We start from the raw sequence: 17595 nt of genomic DNA, 5'->3' as shown, positions 1-17595 counted from the left end.
TATAATTATTTTTTAATGAAACTAATCAAAAAAAAAACACCTCGAAACGAGGTGTTTAATTCTAAAAAAAAATTAAAAAAATATTTTAAAGTGCGTAACGTTGAGGTCCTCCTCTACGTATATCTTCACTTGCTACTTCTTCGAATTGAGTAAAATTATTTCTAAAAGCATTAGACAATTTAAAAGCAGTTTTATAATAAGCTTCATCATTATTCCAAGTTGCTCTTGGGCTTAATAATTCTGTTGGCACACCAGGACAAGACCTAGGTTGTGCTACTCCAAATACAGAGTGAATATGATAATCTTCATATTTATAGCTTCCTAAATCTCCATTTAGAACTGCAGAGATCATTGCTCTAGTATATTTTAATGGCATTCTTCTACCTACACCATATTGGCCTCCAGACCAACCTGTGTTTATTAACCATACGTTTACACCAGCATCTTTCATTTTCTTACTTAGCATTTCTGCATATTTTGTAGGATGTAAAGGCATAAAAGGCGCGCCAAAACAAGCTGAAAAACTAGGTGTTGGTTCTGTAACTCCTGCTTCTGTTCCTGCTACTTTTGCTGTATAACCAGAAATAAAATGATATGCTGCTTGGTTAGGTGTTAATTTAGATATTGGAGGTAAAACACCAAAAGCATCTGCCGTTAGAAAGAAAATATTCTTTGGGTTTTTACCTATAGATGGTTTTTGAATGTTATCTATATGATAAATAGGGTAACTAACTCTAGTATTTTGAGTGATAGAAGTATCTGCAAAATCGATAACTCCTTTATCATCCATAACAACGTTTTCTAGGATTGCTCCTTTTTTAATTGCTCCAAAAATTTCTGGTTCTTGTTCTTGCGATAAGTTAATTACTTTAGCGTAACAACCACCTTCAAAATTAAAAACAGTATTTTCTGCTGTCCAACCATGTTCATCATCACCAATTAAACTTCTATCAGGATCTGTAGAAAGTGTTGTTTTTCCTGTACCAGATAATCCAAAGAAAATTGCTGTATCACCATCTTTACCAACATTTGCAGAACAATGCATTGGTAATGTGTTTTTGTAAACTGGTAATATAAAATTTAAAGCAGAAAAAATTCCTTTTTTAATTTCACCTGTATAACCAGTTCCACCAATTAAAGCAATCTTTCTAGTAAAGTTTAAAATAGCAAAGTTATGCTGGCGTGTTCCATCGATCTTAGGATCTGCCATAAAACCAGGTGCGTTTACAACTGTCCATTCTGGTTCAAAGTCTTTTAACTCCTCTTCTGTAGGTCTTAAAAACATGTTATAAGCAAACATATTACTCCAAGGAAATTCGTTTACAACTCTTATGTTCAACTTATAATCTTCATCTGCACATGCATAAGAATCTCTCACAAAAATTTCTTTTTCTGAAAGGTAATCTGTTACTTTATTATAAAGTGCATCAAATTTAGTAGCATCAAAAGGAAGGTTAATATCACTCCACCAAACTTGGTCTTTAGTAATATCATCTTTTACAATAAATCTATCTTTTGGTGAACGTCCTGTAAACTCTCCTGTGTTTACAGCAATTGCTCCTAAAGAAGATTCTACTCCTTGTGCTTTTTCTAAAGTTTCAGCATGCAATTCATCTGAAGATAATTGGTAACGAACTGTTGCATTATTGATTCCTAAATTCTCTAACGAAATCGATTTCGTATTTAGATTTATCATTTTTATAATTTTAGTTGTGTTTCTATTATTACACTACAAAATTAAACAATATTTTTTTATAGAGAACTTATTTAATGCTTTTTTATGAATATCTTATTTAGATAATGCCTTCTTTATGAAATACACAATCATAAAAAGCCAACCCAATACAAATAACAAACCTCCAAGAGGTGTAATAAACCAAATTGATTTGGCACTTACTTCTGTTAATTGAATTACGTAAATAGAACCAGAAAAGAAGAGTATTCCGAAGATAAACAACCAACTAATTGTATTTTTTTTAGCCGAAGAAAAACCACTATACGTGTTAACAAAAAGTAATACAATTACATGATACATTTGGTAACGAACTGCAGTTTCGAAACTTAACAATTGCGTTGTTGTTAATGTTTCTTTTAACGCATGTGCACCAAAAGCACCTAAAATAATAGCCAACATTCCAAAAAAACAAGCAATAATAATATTTTTAAACATTTATAGTGGTTTCTGTTAAATTTTAAACAATTAATGTATATTCGTAATCTATACAAAAATACATATTTAATATATGAAAAACATTCTAATTATTGGTGCAGGTAAATCTAGTTCTGCCCTTATAAAATATCTATTAGGTAAATCTAATGAAGAAAATCTTTTTTTAACAATTGGAGATATTTCTACAGTAAATGCAACTAAACTTATTAATAATCATAAAAATGCGGAAGCAATTATTTTAGATGTATTTGATAAAAACCAACGTGAAACACAGATAAAAAAGGCCGATTTAGTAATATCTATGTTGCCAGCAAGATTTCACATAGAAGTTGCTAAAGATTGTATTACTAATGATAAACACATGGTAACAGCTTCTTACATTTCTAAAGAAATGAAAGAATTAGACTCTTTAGCGAAAGAAAAAGGTTTAGTTTTTATGAATGAAATTGGTTTAGACCCAGGTTTAGATCACATGAGTGCAATGCACATTATTCATAGACTTAAAGAAAGAAAGGCTAAATTATTATTATTTGAATCTTTTACGGGTGGTTTAGTTGCTCCGGAAAGTGATAATAACTTATGGAACTATAAATTTACTTGGAATCCTAGAAACGTGGTTTTAGCAGGACAAGGTGGTGCAGCAATGTTTATACAAGAAGGTACTTATAAATATATTCCGTATCATAAATTATTTAGAAGAACAGAGTTTTTAAAAGTAAATGAAATTGGTAATTTTGAAGCTTACGCAAATAGAGATTCTTTAAAATACAGAACTGTTTACGGTTTAGAAAATATACCAACCATGTACAGAGGTACAATTAGAAAAGTAGGTTTTTCTAGAGCTTGGAACATTTTTGTACAGTTAGGTATGACAGATGATACTTATACAATAGAAGACTCTGAAAACATGACATACAGAGATTTCGTAAACTTATTTTTAGCATACTCACCTTCAGACTCTGTAGAGTTAAAGTTACGTTCTTATTTAAAAATAGATCAAGATGATGTAATGTGGGCCAAATTAGTTGAATTAGATCTTTTTAATCCGAAGAAAACAATAGGATTAAAAAATGCAACTCCAGCACAAATGCTTCAAAAAATATTAGAAGATTCTTGGACGCTTCAAGAAAATGATAAAGATATGATTGTTATGCAACACCTCTTTGGCTATGAAATTAATGGTGAAAAACGACAAATTGAAAGTAGTTTAGTTGTTCTTGGAGAAAACCAAACCTATACAGCAATGGCAAAAACAGTAGGTTTACCTGTTGGAATTGCAGCTTTAAAAATTTTAAAAGGAGAAATAAAAACTCCAGGTGTTCAGCTTCCAATAACAAAAGAAGTGTATGCTCCAATTCTAAAAGAATTAGAAAACTACGGAATTAAATTTACAGAAAAAGAAGTACCCTATTTAGGTTACAACCCTAATAATGTAATAGGTTAAATTTCTATTATTACTAATAAAAACAATAAAGCAACCTCTTTAATCACATAGAGGCTGCTTTGTTATTTTAAGTAAAATGTAAAACCTACATCTTTAAGTAGAACTCTCTTGTTAAATTTATATAGTCTTCTGTATATTTATGGCGTTCAATTTCAATAACTAAACTTTTTTCTTCTATTACTTTTTCAATAAAAGAAAACTCCATTAAACTCCTTTTAATTTCTGAAGTTACTTTTCCTTTTACTCTACAGATTCTATTTAAAAACAGTTTTTTTTCTTTTGTTAAATTTATAAAACTTTCTTCCTCTTTAAAAGGAACAACAACAGAAAAAATACCGTTTTCAGATAATATTTTAGAAACCCCCCTTATAAGTTCTTCAAAAGAAAGTGAAGAAGTAAAACGTGCTTTATTCCTAGCATCATCCTCTGTTTCAAAATCGTCTGTATAAAATGGCGGATTAGAAACTATTAAATCATAAGTTTCTTCCTCCTCTGCTATTTCATCAGCAAATTCATTAAAAGTTGCATTGTAACAATACAAACGATCTCCCCATTCAGATTTCTCAAAATTCTCTACAGTTTGCTCATATGCATTCTCATCTACCTCTACAGCATCTATTGTCATGGCGTCTGAACGCTGTGCAATCATTAGAGAAATAACACCAGTACCAGAACCAATGTCTAAAATTGTATCAGAATAATCATCAACAGAACACCAAGCTCCTAATAACACACCATCTGTACCAACTTTCATGGCTGTTTTATCTTGATGAATTGTAAACTCTTTAAATTTAAATGGTTTCGACAAAATTAAATATATTTTAAATAAAAAAGTTCCGTGCAATTAAACACAGAACTTGTAATTTTTTTTTACCTTTTTAACTTTAGGTTTTATAATGTAGAAAGGAAGGGATTCGAACCCTCGGTGCCGTTACCAGCACACTACCTTTCCAAGGTAGCTCTTTCGACCACTCAGACACCTTTCTATATGTTAAATAAACACTTTAAGTATTAAATTTAACATAATAATTGTTACAAATAAAGCTCTATTAATCCTTCTGGAGTTTCAACTTGAATTGTATTATTTTCTCTATCTACCTTCTTAATAAAATCATCAACCATAGGAATAAAAACTTCTTTCCCATCTCTATCAATTTCAAAAAGAGGTTGTGCAGCTTTGTCGTTTATATGAACAATTTGTCCTACCTCACCAAAGTTTGCATCAACAACTGTAAAACCAATTACTTCATGATAATAAAACTTATCACCAGTTAACTTGGGTAACATTGTAGATGGTAAATAAACACCACATTTTAATATAGAATCCGCTTCCTCATCAGAATATACATCTTCAAACTGAACACGTAACTGATTTCCTTTGTGCAACGAACTTTTATCAATAAAAAATGGAACCAAGTTTGTGCCAAATTCGACATAAACTGATTCCATTTCTGTGTACAACTCAGGCTCGTCGGTATCTAATTTGATAACAACTTCCCCTTTAAAACTATATTTTGTAACGATTTTGCCTAAATAAAAACAATCTTCTTTACGCATCTTCGTATAAATTTATAATTTATTCTGCTGCTTTTGCTGCTGCTTCATCAATTGTTTCAGGAGCCTCTTCAGCCGCTGCTTCAACATCTGTAGCTACTTCTGCAACCTCTTCAACAACTGGTTTAGCTGCTTCAATTCTTGCTTGGTTTACAGCTTTTTCTGCTGCTAATGCTGCTGCTTTAGCGTCAGATTGTGTTTTAGATAATCCAGCTTCTTTATCAGAAACTTTAGTTGCTTTTTCTTCTAACCAAGCTGCTAACTTTGCATCTGCTTGTTCTTGAGTTAAAGCTCCTTTTCTAACACCACCAACTAAATGATTCTTTAACATTGCACCTTTGTAAGATAAAATGTTCTTTGCAGTATCAGTTGGTTGCGCACCATTTTGTAACCATTCTACAGCTTTATCAATATTTAAATCGATAATTGCAGGGTTAACGTTAGGATTGTAAGTACCTATTTTTTCTAAGTATTTACCATCTCTTTTTGCACGAGCATCAGCGGCAACGATCCAATAGAATGGTTTCCCTTTTTTACCGTGTCTTTGTAATCTAATCTTTACAGACATAATTTGTTAATTTGTTAAGGTTCTCGACCTTGATTATTAAAAATCTTACTATCTCGTAGTAAGTGGGCGCAAAAATACAAAAACCTTTTTAAACTAAAACCTTAATTATCAATATTTTTTATGGCGTTCGAGCGTGCTTTCACTACTCGCTTTTTTTCATACTTCAAAAAGAACTCAAACAAACCGTTCAATCCCTAACGCAAATAATTAAACTAAATCGATAATAGAAACAAATCCGTTAACTACAGTAATTACAATAAAGATAAAATTTATGCGATTTTTCTTATCATCGAAAAGCCTAACTATAATTCATAAAATCAAATGAGTTAAATTCTAAACCTTATGAATCAATCGCATCCTCTAATGTTTTCTAATTTTGTACCAGATGTGAAACAATACACATCTTAAAATAAGCTATTGGAATTTAAAATGAAAATGACAACATGAAGTACACAGAAAAAATTTCGAACAAATTAAACGAATTATTAGAGAAAAATTATGATGCCGAAAAAGGGTATTTAAACGCAGCTGATAATGTAGACAACGCAAAATTAAAAATATTCTTTAAAAATAGAGCCTCAGAAAGAAGCCTATTTGCAAAAGATTTAAGAACAGAAATTCTATCTTACGGTCAAATACCAGAAAATGATGGCTCTTTTAAAGGGGCAATACACAGAAACTGGATGACCTTAAAATCTTTATTTAGCTCAAATGATGAAGAAGCTATTCTAGAAGAATCATTAAGAGGAGAAAGAGCTAGTTTAGATGAGTATAAAGAAATATTAAAAGAAGATGCTTTTGCGCCTTCTACAAGAAAAATGTTAGAAAAACAACAACAAAAAATTCAAGCTGCTATAAATTTATTAATGGTAAAAGAAGAGTTAGCTTAATAAGAAAATACGAATAGGTTAAAACTATTCCTTTTAAACATTTTAAAAAGTCAATCTTTAAATAGATTGGCTTTTTTTGTTTTTATTTTTTAGTAACTAAAACTATATTTATGCACAGAAATAGTTTAGCCAGCAAATTAATATACCTCTATTTTTATAAAATTTAACATGTTAAATAATAATAACTTAACACATAAGTTTATTGAAACCTATATTTTTATTGATTAAACTCATTGATAATGCGCAATGTTAACAGACCAAGTAATGAAGGCTTTGAGGATTTCGACCTCTTTTCTGAATTAAATAATTTAGAAATCTTCATAAGTAAAGAACATATATTAGAAATAGACGTAAAAAAAAACAGTTACATTTATTTACCTCCAAATAAAGAAAACTACATCTATGAAATTATTTATGGAGCTGTAAAACTTGGTGGATATTCTGATAATGGAGAAAGTTTTGTTTACGAAATATTACCTCATCAAGAATTTTTTGGCAATTTAAAATACCTAAATGGCCAATTTCAAGAATATGCAAAAGCATTAGTAGATTGTAAAATTAGAGTATACGATTTAGACTTTTTTAAAACAATTATAGTAACCAACCCAATTATTACAAATTGGTTTATTTCTTATCTTGTAAAAAGGTGGTGCTCTGCAGAATTAAAATTAAAAAATATTAAAGAAAAACAAATTGAAGAAAGAATTATAGCACTTCAAAAACACTATAATTTGCAAATAGAAGATGCCAATGGAAAATCTCATATTCTTTTTAACTTGTTAACAAAACAAGATATGGGCGACCTTATTGGGGTCACCCGTCAAACTGTTGCTTCTATTCTACAAAAAGAAAAACAATTAATCTTTTAAAATTCTCGGAAACAAAACACCATCTTAAAATTAAGTAACACAATAAACTTCATGTTCTACATAAAAAAGACAAGTTATAAGAATTGTATGCAAAGAGCATATTATTACTTATAAGACCTTTATAAAGGATAAGTTTGCACTATTTTTTGTTGTAAAGTGCCGTCTCCACGCATTTCCATGACAACCTCTTTTTTATCAAAATTAATTTTTAACACCCCAAAACTTTTTGTAGAAATAACTTTACCAATTCTCGCCGGATTGTATTCTTTGGTAAAGTTCTCACTTGCGTGTGTCATTCCACTAGATGTAAAATCAATTAAAGGGTAAGTTAAACCGCTAACCTCTTCTTTAGAAAACTCAGATATATGACGATCTCCAGACAATAGAATAACATTATTAGCTTTTGAAGACACAATTACATCAAGTAGTTTTTTACGTTCTAACGGAAAGTTTGCCCACTTTTCATATGGGTGTTTTTCTGGAATTACCTGTACACTACTTAAAATAATATTAAATTTTGCTGATGAATTAACCAACTCACTTTCTAACCAAGCCCATTGTTCGGCTCCTAGAATAGTACGATTCTCTTGAATACCATTCACACTTTTTTCATCAATACTTGTTCTAAAATAACGAGTATCTAACAAAATAATTTTCACAGATCCTTTAGCTGTTTCTATAACGTCAGAATTATAAACACCTTCTCTTTTTCTTCTGGGAGAATTTTCATCAACTCCTAAAAAATCTAAAAGTAATTCCTGACTTTTTACTTTTTTAGGATATTCTACACCTGCATCATTGGCTCCAAAATCATGATCATCCCAAGTTCCTAAAACCTTCGTTTCTTTTAACAAGCTTGCATATCCTTTTTGCTTTTTTTGAAGATTATAATCTGCTTCCATTTTATCCATATTCTCTGTGTCTGCATAAATAATATCTCCTCCCCACAACCATACATCCGGATTTAATTCAGCAATATCATCCCATAACAGATTGGTTTGATTTGGTTTATTACAAGAACCAAAAGCAAGTACAAAATCTGCTTTTTCTTCTTTTATAGACTGCTTAAAATAAACTTTATTTTCACTCGATTTAGAAGTTGTTTTACAAGACAAAACTGTAAAAACTACAAGTGCTATAATAATTTTTTTCATTTTTTAAACTTTTTATTTGATGATAAATGTTGTTATTACTGGTAAATGATCGCTAATTTCTTTCATTTTTTTTGGAGTAAAAAGTTGAGGTACTTTAGCCGAATTCTCTTTATATACTTTATACATATTGGTATTGATTAACATATAATCTAACCTACGCTCAGGAGCATTAGAAGGGTGTGTCATTACCGTTTTTGGTAGTGGATCTATAAATTTTTCTCGCTTACTTTCTTCATTTAAAAATAAATTAATTTCTTCGCTACCTTGTACGCTATTAAAATCTCCTACTACTAAAATATTTTTATTTTTGTCTTCTTTTAAAAATCGTTTATACTGTTGTTTTAAAAAATTAATCTGCCCCTTTCTCATTGCTATATTTCTTTCTCCTCTACCTGCTTTTAAATGGACGCCAGTAAGTAAAAAATTATAATCTGAATTAGGATACACCTCAACAGACCACATTCTAGTATTTAATGTGTTTTGTGTCTCTGGTTCTCCTTTATCATTTCTATATTCTAAAATAGGCGTTGTTACATTTCCATAACCATAAATAACACCTAACGGAAATTTACTCATAACAACAACATTCATATACCATCCATGGCTAGGTACATCTGCAAAATATTTGTACCCCATATCTGACAAACCATTATCAGCAATATTTCTTAAAAATTTTGCACTTTCAAATTCTTGCAAAACAACTACATCTGCATCTATTTTCTTTAAAGCAGCTATTAAATCATCAACTTTATTACCCATTAAAGAGTCGGGTTTATTTTCTCTTTTTGAATTTATATAAGGATCATCAAAAGAATCTACAAAATGTTCTACGTTCCAAGAAAGCACTTTAAAACTTTTCTTTTTAGAATATTTATATCCAAAAGGCACCACTTCTCCATTATGTTTAGCTACATAGTTTTCTTTAGAGAAATAAGAATCATTTTCTATTAAATTACTAGCACTACTGCATCCTACTAAAATTAAAAATACGATACTATAAATACAATTTTTCATAATCTACTACTATAAAAGGGCTTGATAAAGAGACACCAAGCCCATAAAAAATTAAACAATTCTTATATTAATTAAACGAATATCTTACACCTACTTGCAACCTCCAAGGAGTACCGTTTATAGGTTCTGTACCTGCACCGGTTTGCACACTATATTGATACCCTTTTGTTGTTTGATCGAAACCATTGATATTCATAAAATTTCTGTTACCAAGGTTATGGCTACGTCCCCATTCTTTATTTAATAAATTCATAAAATTAAAAACATCTGCAGAAAGCTCTAAAGAATGCTTGTTACTTGATAAATTAAACTTTTTTTGAAGACGAAGATCTACTGTAGCATTAAAAGGATTTTTTCCGCCATTTCTTTCTGCAAAACCTCCAAAACTTTTTCTCAAGTAATCTTTAAAACCTTGTGATGTTTCTGGGTCATTTAAAACTTCATTATAACTATCTACAATATCTTGAGGCGTATTAGAATCTTTAGGATCATATACATAAGCAATATCATTACTTAAGTTAAAGTCTCCATTTGCACTTCTATTACCGCCAGACTTTAAAGAATACCTTGTGCCGCCAGTTCCAACAATTGTTGCTCCTAATGTAAATCCTTTCCATGTTGGTGTTGCTCCATTAACTACTATTTTAGTATCAAAATGATTATCTGAATAACCATAATTAAGATCTCTAGGATCTCCAGTAACAGGAAGAAATGTAGATGTATTAGCTACACAACAGTTATATGAAGAATTATCTTTCGATTGGTTTATAGTAAAACTAGCGCTTAGATAACCATCTTTTCCTATTTTAGCAGAACCATCTACTACTAAAGCAAGGTTATCTAAGATACCATCAGAATTTAAAACCAAAGTTCTACCTACTAAATTAGAAGCTCTAGAGGCCGTCCAATCTGTGCTACCATTTGCCGAAATAGTATTTGCTGGCACAAAAACCTCTCTACCTTGTGGTGTTACAAAATATGGTTCTGCCACTAAATTAGTTTCTTGATATACGTAGTTATTTTTTGTGTGACTAAAAACAGCATTTAATCCTAAACTATATCTATCGCCAAAAAAATGCGTATAATTAATATTTGCTTTGTAAATAGTTGGCACTTCAAAATCTTTGCTCACTGCATTTATTGTCGAAAACGGAGTAACACCTGCTGGTACACCAGGTACAGTACTTGGGTCGTTTCTATAACCTATAAAATCTGGAGCAGGAACATCTGCTCCTGTAACATCAATGGCACCTAATAATGTTCCACTATTTTGAATATTATTTACTTGCGCATAATAATGTGGCTGAGAAGTAAATACACCACCACCTAATTTTAAAATATCTGTATCGTTTCCTTTAATATTCCACGTTAATTGAAATCTTGGTTGAATGTTATCAAAATCTTCAGGTTTTTCATCTGTACGAACACCTAATTCATTATATACTAAAGAATTAAACTCTGCCGCATCTAAAAATGCTGTTGCATCATATCGTATTCCTCCTACAAAATTTAAATTTGGATTTATATCAAATTCTACTTGACCAAAAAGAGATAAATCTAACACCGTTTGCTTTACCAAAGTAGATCCCTGTAATGGCACTTCACGAGCATATCTAGATGCGTTTAAATTATCAAAATCATCTAAAGAATCAAAGAAAAAGCGTCCATTTTGTTCATTAGATAATTGTGTTTCTAAAGAAGTAATTAAATTATCTGTACCAAAAGTAAAATTAAATTTACCAGAGTTAATATATAGAGTATTTGCTATTTGTATTTGTTTTTCTAAATTAGTTTCTGGCGTAAAACGCTGCCCACCTAATTGTACACTTCTATTACTAACAGTACCATTAGGCAACGTAGATTCTACTTGCACAATTGCTCTTGGAATATTTTGTGATGGCAGTTCTGCATTAGGACTAAAAACACGTTCTGCACGCTGATACTGTACTTTAAATTCATTAGTAACACTAGATGAAAAAACAGAACGTAATGAAAGGAACATACTATTCTCATAAGACACAAAGTCTGAATAAGATTCTGCTACTTCTATATTAGAATTATCACTTACGCTTAAAGGATTGTCCCATTTATTATATAAGTTTCTAAACGTTAATCTGTGTTTGTCATTAATTTGCCAATCTAATCTTAAAAATAAATTATTTGCTTCTGTAACTCTATCAAATTGGCCTACTTGCTTAGAATTACTTAAACCATATTTATCTCTTCCTATTTGTAAAAATCTATTTAAACTTGTTTCAGAAATACGCAAACGATTCGCATCATTATCACTTTGAATATTACCAATATACTGAGGATCTCCTGCATCTTGCCTTTCATAAACTAAGAAAAAATGCAATTTATCTTTAATTATTGGTCCACCGATACTTAAACCAGATTGAGAGTTATAAAAATCTGCATCTCTTTTTTGCCCTTGAATTGTATATTGACTTTGTAGGTTATCTGCCCTATGATAAAAAAAAGCACTTCCTTCAAATTCATTTGTACCAGATTTTGTAACCGAAGTAATAGAACCACCTCCTTGGCGCCCTTGTGTTACATCATAATCATTTGTAGAAACCTCAAACTCTCTAATAGCTTCTTGAGAAATTGTATAAGGTCCTCTTCCTATTTCACCTGCTGTTAATGTGTTCCTAAAATTAACACCATCTATAGTTACATTTGTAGAAGTTCTTCTTTGCCCTCCTAAATTTAGACTTCCTGCTCCTTGTAACGGAGACAAACTAGTAAGTCTTGTAAAATTTCTTCCTTCAGATGGTAAATTTTTAATTTGAACTTCTCCAATTTTAGTAGAAGCTCCTATTTGCTGAATACGTTTATAAATGCTATTCGAAGAAATTATAACTTCATTTAAAGAAGTTGCAGATTCTTGTAAAATAAAATCAATGGTTATAACATCACTTAAATTTAATGTAAACCCTTCTTGAACTGCATCTTGAAACCCTAAATACTTTGCCGTTACAACATATGGTCCGCCCAGAGGTAATTGCTGAATTTTATAACTTCCGTTTTCATTCGTTATAGATCCAGAAGTAAAACCAGTGGAAGAATTTTTAACAACGATAGTTGCTCCCATTAAAGGCTCTCCTAATTTATCTGTTATTATTCCTTTTATAGAAGCATTTGTTGCTTGCCCAAAAGATTGATGAATACTTAAAAAGAATAATCCAAAAGTTATCATCACACTAATGGAAACACGAATTTTTACTACTAATAATTTCATAAGTTGAGTTAGTTTTAATAAGTGCCAAAACTAGACTTGGAGAAACATTTACCGATGTTAAATATTAACATTTATAAAGATTTAATATTAACTTAAACGTTTCTTAATATTGAAAAAAGAAGATAATCACCAGTACTATCAAAAGTAAAACACTAGAAAAAAACCATATAGATTAAAAGAAAGAAGTAATAAATAGTATTCTAAATTTTAAATAAATATATTTTTATCTGTTGATAAAATTTATAAATCTTCCACTCTTTTTAAGTAACAAACCTTTAAATTTACAGTGCGTTTAAAACGAACAATCTCATCACAAAAAAAGCCTTTTTATGTACTTAATTTTCGATACAGAAACTACCGGTTTACCTAAAAGTTGGAATGCTCCAATTACCGATACAGATAACTGGCCTAGGTGTATACAAATTGCGTGGCAATTGCATGATGAGATGGGAAATGTGTTAGAACACAACGATTTTCTAATAAGACCAGACAATTTTAATATTCCGTATGATGCAGAAAGAATTCACGGAATTTCGACTGAATTAGCAGCAGAACAAGGTATTTCATTAGAAGAATGTTTGGTATTGTTTAACGAGGTTTTAGGCAAAACGAAATTTATTGTTGGTCAGAATTTAAATTTCGACCTCAGTATTATGGGCTGTGAATTCCATAGATTAGGTATCGAAAATAAGATGACTCCTTTGCCTATTTTAGATACATGTACAGAGAAAACGGCAACAATGTGCCAGATTCCTGGTGGTCGTGGAGGAAAATTTAAACTACCAACGTTAACAGAATTACACAATCATTTATTTGGTGTTGGTTTTGGTGATGCGCATAATGCAACTGCCGATGTTGAGGCAACTACACGTTGTTTTTTAGAGTTAATTCGTATTAGAGAATTTACCAAAGAACAGTTAGATGTAGATGATGATTATTTTAAAAATTACTCGGAAGCGAACCCAAAACCGATTCAGGTTATTGGTTTAAAACACATCAATCTTAAAAAAGAAAGCGATATAATTCGCCAACGCATAGAGAAATTAAAAGGTACTGCAGAAACAAAATCTACTTCAGATGGTTTAGCAGAACTAGAAAATGTACAATTTTCGCATTTACACAATCATACACAATATTCTGTTTTACAATCTACCATGCAATTGGGTAATATTGTAAAAGCTGCGGCCAAAGATAACATGCCTGCAGTTGCTATGACAGATACTGCAAACATGATGGGTTCTTTCCATTTTGTGAATGCTGTTTTAAATCATAATAAAACAGCAGCAACTCCAATGAAACCAATTATTGGTTGTGAGTTTAATATTTGTGAAGATCATAAAAATAAATCGCAAAAAGACAACGGTTATCAGGTTGTTTTGCTTGCTAAAAATAAAAAAGGATATCACAATTTAGCTAAAATGTCTTCTGCAGCCTTTGTAGATGGTTTTTATTATGTACCAAGAATTGATAAAGCTCTTGTAGAACAATACAAAGAAGACATTATTGTTTTAACGGGGAATTTATATGGTGAGGTTCCTAGTAAAATTTTGAATCTTGGAGAAAAACAAGCGGAAGATGCCCTAATTTGGTGGAAAGAACAATTTAAAGACGATTTATATATTGAGTTGATGCGTCATGATCAACAAGACGAAAAAATTGTAAATGAAACTTTATTAAAATTTTCTAAAAAGCACGATGTTAAGATTATTGCCACCAACAATACGTTTTACTTAGAAAAAAAAGATGCAAATGCACATGATATTTTATTGTGTGTAAAAGATGGTGAAAAACAGTCTACTCCTATTGGTAAAGGACGTGGTTATAGATATGGTTTACCTAACGACGAGTATTATTTTAAGTCTACCGACGAAATGAAAACGTTGTTTGCAGATATACCTGAAGCTATTAGTAACATTCAAGAAATTGTAGATAAGGTTGAAATATTTACACTTGCAAGAGACGTTTTATTGCCTGCTTTCGACATTCCAGAAGAGTTTAAAGATATTGCAGATGAAGCCGATAAAGGTAAACGTGGTGAGAATAACTTCTTAAAACACTTAACTTTTGTTGGTGCAAAAAAACGATATGGAGAAATTACAGAATCTATTAAAGAACGTTTAGATTTTGAATTATCTGTTATTGAAAAAACAGGATATCCTGGTTATTTCTTAATTGTAGAAGATTTTATTAGAGAAGCTAGAAGAATGGATGTTGCAGTTGGTCCTGGACGTGGTTCTGCAGCGGGTTCTGTAGTTGCATTTTGTCTTTGGATTACCAATATAGATCCTATTAAATACGATTTACTTTTTGAGCGTTTCTTAAATCCAGAACGTGTATCGATGCCCGATATTGATATTGATTTTGATGATGAAGGACGTGGACGTGTAATGGATTATGTAATTGATAAATATGGTGCAAACCAAGTTGCGCAGATAATTACATATGGAACCATGGCGGCAAAATCTTCTATTAGAGATACTGCCAGAGTTTTAGATTTACCTCTTTTTGAAGCAGATAGAATTGCAAAACTAATTCCGGGAATTAAACTAAAAAATATTTTTGGGGATGATGCAAAAAGTAAAGGTAAAGTAGATGCTTTACGAGCCGAAGAAAAACAATTAGTAGAGGAATTAAAAAACATGTCTTACGGAAACGATTTGGTTTCCGAAACTATTAATAAAGCAACAATACTAGAAGGTTCTGTCAGAAACACGGGTATTCACGCCTGTGGTGTAATTATTACACCTGGAGATATTACCAATTATGTTCCTGTTGCTTTGGCAAAGGATTCCGATATGTATGTTACCCAATTTGATAACTCTGTCGTTGAAGATGCAGGTTTATTAAAAATGGATTTCTTGGGATTAAAAACGCTGACTTTAATTAAAGACACCGTTAAAATTGTTAAAGCAAGACATGATATTACGTTAGATCCAGAAACGTTTCCTTTAGATGATGTAAAAACATACGAGCTTTTCCAACGAGGAGAAACGGTAGGTATTTTCCAGTATGAATCTCCTGGAATGCAAAAGCACATGCGTTCTTTAAAACCAACTGTTTTTGCCGATTTAATTGCCATGAATGCATTATATCGTCCTGGACCAATGGAATATATTCCGTCTTTTATTAATAGAAAACACGGTACAGAAGATATTGAGTACGATTTACCTGCCATGGAAGAGTATTTGGCAGAAACTTACGGAATTACAGTATACCAAGAGCAAGTAATGCTTTTATCACAAAAACTAGCAGATTTCACCAAAGGTGAAGCCGATGTTTTACGTAAGGCAATGGGTAAAAAGCAAATTGCGGTTCTAGATAAGATGAAACCTAAGTTTGTAGAGCAAGCAGCTGCAAAAGGTCATGATCCAGAAAAATTAGAGAAAATCTGGAAAGATTGGGAAGCCTTTGCAAGTTATGCCTTCAACAAATCTCACTCTACTTGTTATGCGTGGATTGCGTATCAAACTGCGTATTTAAAAGCACATTATCCTGCAGAATATATGGCTTCTGTACTTTCTAATAATATGAAAGATATTAAAGCAGTTTCCTTTTTTATGGAAGAATGTAAACGAATGGAATTACCTGTTTTTGGTCCAGATTTAAATGAATCTTTCTTAAAATTTTCTGTAAACAAAGAAGGTGCAGTTCGTTTCGGTATGGCAGCCGTAAAAGGTGTTGGTGCTGGAGCCGTAAGAGCTATCATTCAAGAAAGAGAAGAAAACGGAAATTATACATCTATTTTCGACTTGGCAAAACGCGTAGATTTAAGATCTGCAAATAAAAAATCTTTTGATAGTTTAATAAAAGCAGGTGCTTTCGATTCTTTTACAGATACACATAGGGCTCAATATTTTGTAACAGACGAAAAAGGTTTAACGTTCTTAGAACGTGCCATGAAATTTGGAAGTAAATATCAGGAAAACGAAAATTCTGCACAAGTTTCTATGTTTGGCGAAGCTTCTACAGTTCAATTTCCTGAACCAGATATTCCAGAATGTGAAACTTGGGGAACAATGGAATCACTTCAACAAGAAAAGGAAGTAATTGGAATTTATATTTCTGCACATCCTTTAGACGATTTTAAAAATGAATTAAAGTTTTGCAACGCTTCTTTAAAATATTTTAAAGCAGATTTGGCAAAGTTTGTAAACATGAATTTAGCCTTTGCTGGAATAATTACAGATGTACAACATCGAGTTTCTAAAGCCGGAAAAGGTTGGGCAATGTTTACTGTTGAAGATTATGGAGATAGTAATGAATTTAGAATATTTGGTGAAGATTATTTAAGAATGCAACATTTCTTGGTACCTAATCAGTTTTTATTTATACGTTCTACAGTGCAACCTGGTTGGACTAATAAAGAAACAGGTGTTGCTGGTGAACCTCGATTGAAGTTTACAGAAATGAAATTGTTACACGACATTATGGATGAACTCTGTAAAAAAGTAACCATTCAACTTCCTTTAAATCAAATTAAAGAAGACACCATTTTAAATTTAGAATCCATTCTAAAAAATACACCTGGTAAGCAAGGTTTAAATTTTACTGTTTGGGATGAAATAGAAAAATTAGAAGTGAGTTTACCTAGTAGAAACACTAAAATACATATTACCAATGAGTTATTAGCAACTCTCGATAGTCAGGAAATTGCTTATAAATTAAATTGATTCTAATTAACAGAATAAAAT

At 31.1% G+C, this 17595-nt stretch carries 12 protein-coding genes and 1 tRNA gene; 4 read left to right on the top strand and 9 right to left on the bottom strand.

The genetic code is table 11. The features are described 5' to 3' along the window. Positions 1–85 precede the first annotated feature (85 nt). Both pckA and SHK09_RS09900 read right to left on the bottom strand, forming a co-directional pair. Positions 86–1696, bottom strand: coding sequence for a phosphoenolpyruvate carboxykinase (ATP) (pckA, locus tag SHK09_RS09905; protein WP_319810613.1), 1611 nt, complete (start codon positions 1694–1696; stop codon positions 86–88). A 93-nt stretch (positions 1697–1789) separates the two neighbouring features. Beyond that, positions 1790–2170 (bottom strand): DUF423 domain-containing protein, encoded by a 381-nt coding sequence (locus SHK09_RS09900; protein ID WP_319810612.1) that lies wholly within the window; start codon positions 2168–2170, stop codon positions 1790–1792. 73 nt (positions 2171–2243) lie between these two features. Here SHK09_RS09900 and SHK09_RS09895 point away from each other — a divergent pair, with 73 nt between their 5' ends. After that, a complete protein-coding gene (locus SHK09_RS09895) occupies positions 2244–3614 on the top strand; it encodes a saccharopine dehydrogenase family protein (RefSeq protein WP_319810611.1) in 1371 nt (456 codons plus the stop codon). An 85-nt stretch (positions 3615–3699) separates the two neighbouring features. Here the strand turns inward: SHK09_RS09895 and SHK09_RS09890 are convergent, their stop codons facing one another. From SHK09_RS09890 to SHK09_RS09875, 4 genes are all read right to left on the bottom strand, one after another. Next, complete coding sequence (locus SHK09_RS09890) at positions 3700–4422, bottom strand: tRNA1(Val) (adenine(37)-N6)-methyltransferase (RefSeq protein WP_319810610.1); 723 nt, start codon at positions 4420–4422, stop codon at positions 3700–3702. Positions 4423–4513: 91 nt separating this feature from the next. After that, positions 4514–4600, bottom strand: a tRNA-Ser gene (locus SHK09_RS09885). Positions 4601–4646: 46 nt separating this feature from the next. After that, positions 4647–5171 carry a ribosome maturation factor RimM gene (gene rimM / locus SHK09_RS09880; RefSeq protein WP_319810609.1) on the bottom strand — a complete coding sequence of 175 codons (525 nt, stop codon included), beginning with the start codon at positions 5169–5171 and terminating at the stop codon, positions 4647–4649. Positions 5172–5190: 19 nt separating this feature from the next. Then, positions 5191–5736: a 30S ribosomal protein S16 gene (locus SHK09_RS09875; RefSeq protein ID WP_319810608.1), complete on the bottom strand. Its 546-nt coding sequence runs from the start codon at positions 5734–5736 to the stop codon at positions 5191–5193. Positions 5737–6179: 443 nt separating this feature from the next. On the opposite strand from SHK09_RS09875, the gene SHK09_RS09870 reads away from it, so the two are divergent. Beyond that, complete coding sequence (locus SHK09_RS09870; RefSeq protein WP_319810607.1) at positions 6180–6626, top strand: PA2169 family four-helix-bundle protein; 447 nt, start codon at positions 6180–6182, stop codon at positions 6624–6626. Positions 6627–6865: 239 nt separating this feature from the next. Then, positions 6866–7495: a Crp/Fnr family transcriptional regulator gene (locus SHK09_RS09865; protein WP_319810606.1), complete on the top strand. Its 630-nt coding sequence runs from the start codon at positions 6866–6868 to the stop codon at positions 7493–7495. 119 nt (positions 7496–7614) lie between these two features. Here the strand turns inward: SHK09_RS09865 and SHK09_RS09860 are convergent, their stop codons facing one another. The 3 genes from SHK09_RS09860 to SHK09_RS09850 form a co-directional block, all read right to left on the bottom strand. Continuing rightward, positions 7615–8649 (bottom strand): alkaline phosphatase D family protein, encoded by a 1035-nt coding sequence (locus tag SHK09_RS09860; RefSeq protein WP_319810605.1) that lies wholly within the window; start codon positions 8647–8649, stop codon positions 7615–7617. A gap of 12 nt (positions 8650–8661) precedes the next feature. Then, positions 8662–9663, bottom strand: coding sequence for an endonuclease/exonuclease/phosphatase family protein (locus SHK09_RS09855; RefSeq protein ID WP_319810604.1), 1002 nt, complete (start codon positions 9661–9663; stop codon positions 8662–8664). Between the two features lie 67 nt (positions 9664–9730). Continuing rightward, complete coding sequence (locus SHK09_RS09850) at positions 9731–12904, bottom strand: TonB-dependent receptor (RefSeq protein ID WP_319810603.1); 3174 nt, start codon at positions 12902–12904, stop codon at positions 9731–9733. Positions 12905–13233: 329 nt separating this feature from the next. Between SHK09_RS09850 and dnaE the strand changes: the two genes are divergently transcribed. Continuing rightward, the gene (gene dnaE, locus SHK09_RS09845) at positions 13234–17574 is read left to right on the top strand and encodes a DNA polymerase III subunit alpha (protein ID WP_319810602.1); all 4341 of its coding nucleotides are present in this window, start codon (positions 13234–13236) and stop codon (positions 17572–17574) included. Positions 17575–17595 lie beyond the last annotated feature (21 nt).

The organism is Polaribacter sp. PL03, from assembly GCF_033875165.1.
Classification (GTDB): Bacteria; Bacteroidota; Bacteroidia; order Flavobacteriales; family Flavobacteriaceae; genus Polaribacter.
Note: the sequence above shows the minus strand (reverse complement) of the source record. Positions and strands in the feature narration are given on the sequence as shown.

Coding starts and splice junctions, on each gene's coding strand:
- pckA (WP_319810613.1), bottom strand. CDS start 1,696: ATGATAAATCTAAATACGAAATCGATTTCGTTAGAGAATTTAGGAATC.
- SHK09_RS09900 (WP_319810612.1), bottom strand. CDS start 2,170: ATGTTTAAAAATATTATTATTGCTTGTTTTTTTGGAATGTTGGCTATT.
- SHK09_RS09895 (WP_319810611.1), top strand. CDS start 2,244: ATGAAAAACATTCTAATTATTGGTGCAGGTAAATCTAGTTCTGCCCTT.
- rimM (WP_319810609.1), bottom strand. CDS start 5,171: ATGCGTAAAGAAGATTGTTTTTATTTAGGCAAAATCGTTACAAAATAT.
- SHK09_RS09875 (WP_319810608.1), bottom strand. CDS start 5,736: ATGTCTGTAAAGATTAGATTACAAAGACACGGTAAAAAAGGGAAACCA.
- SHK09_RS09870 (WP_319810607.1), top strand. CDS start 6,180: ATGAAGTACACAGAAAAAATTTCGAACAAATTAAACGAATTATTAGAG.
- SHK09_RS09865 (WP_319810606.1), top strand. CDS start 6,866: ATGCGCAATGTTAACAGACCAAGTAATGAAGGCTTTGAGGATTTCGAC.
- SHK09_RS09860 (WP_319810605.1), bottom strand. CDS start 8,649: ATGAAAAAAATTATTATAGCACTTGTAGTTTTTACAGTTTTGTCTTGT.
- SHK09_RS09855 (WP_319810604.1), bottom strand. CDS start 9,663: ATGAAAAATTGTATTTATAGTATCGTATTTTTAATTTTAGTAGGATGC.
- SHK09_RS09850 (WP_319810603.1), bottom strand. CDS start 12,904: ATGAAATTATTAGTAGTAAAAATTCGTGTTTCCATTAGTGTGATGATA.
- dnaE (WP_319810602.1), top strand. CDS start 13,234: ATGTACTTAATTTTCGATACAGAAACTACCGGTTTACCTAAAAGTTGG.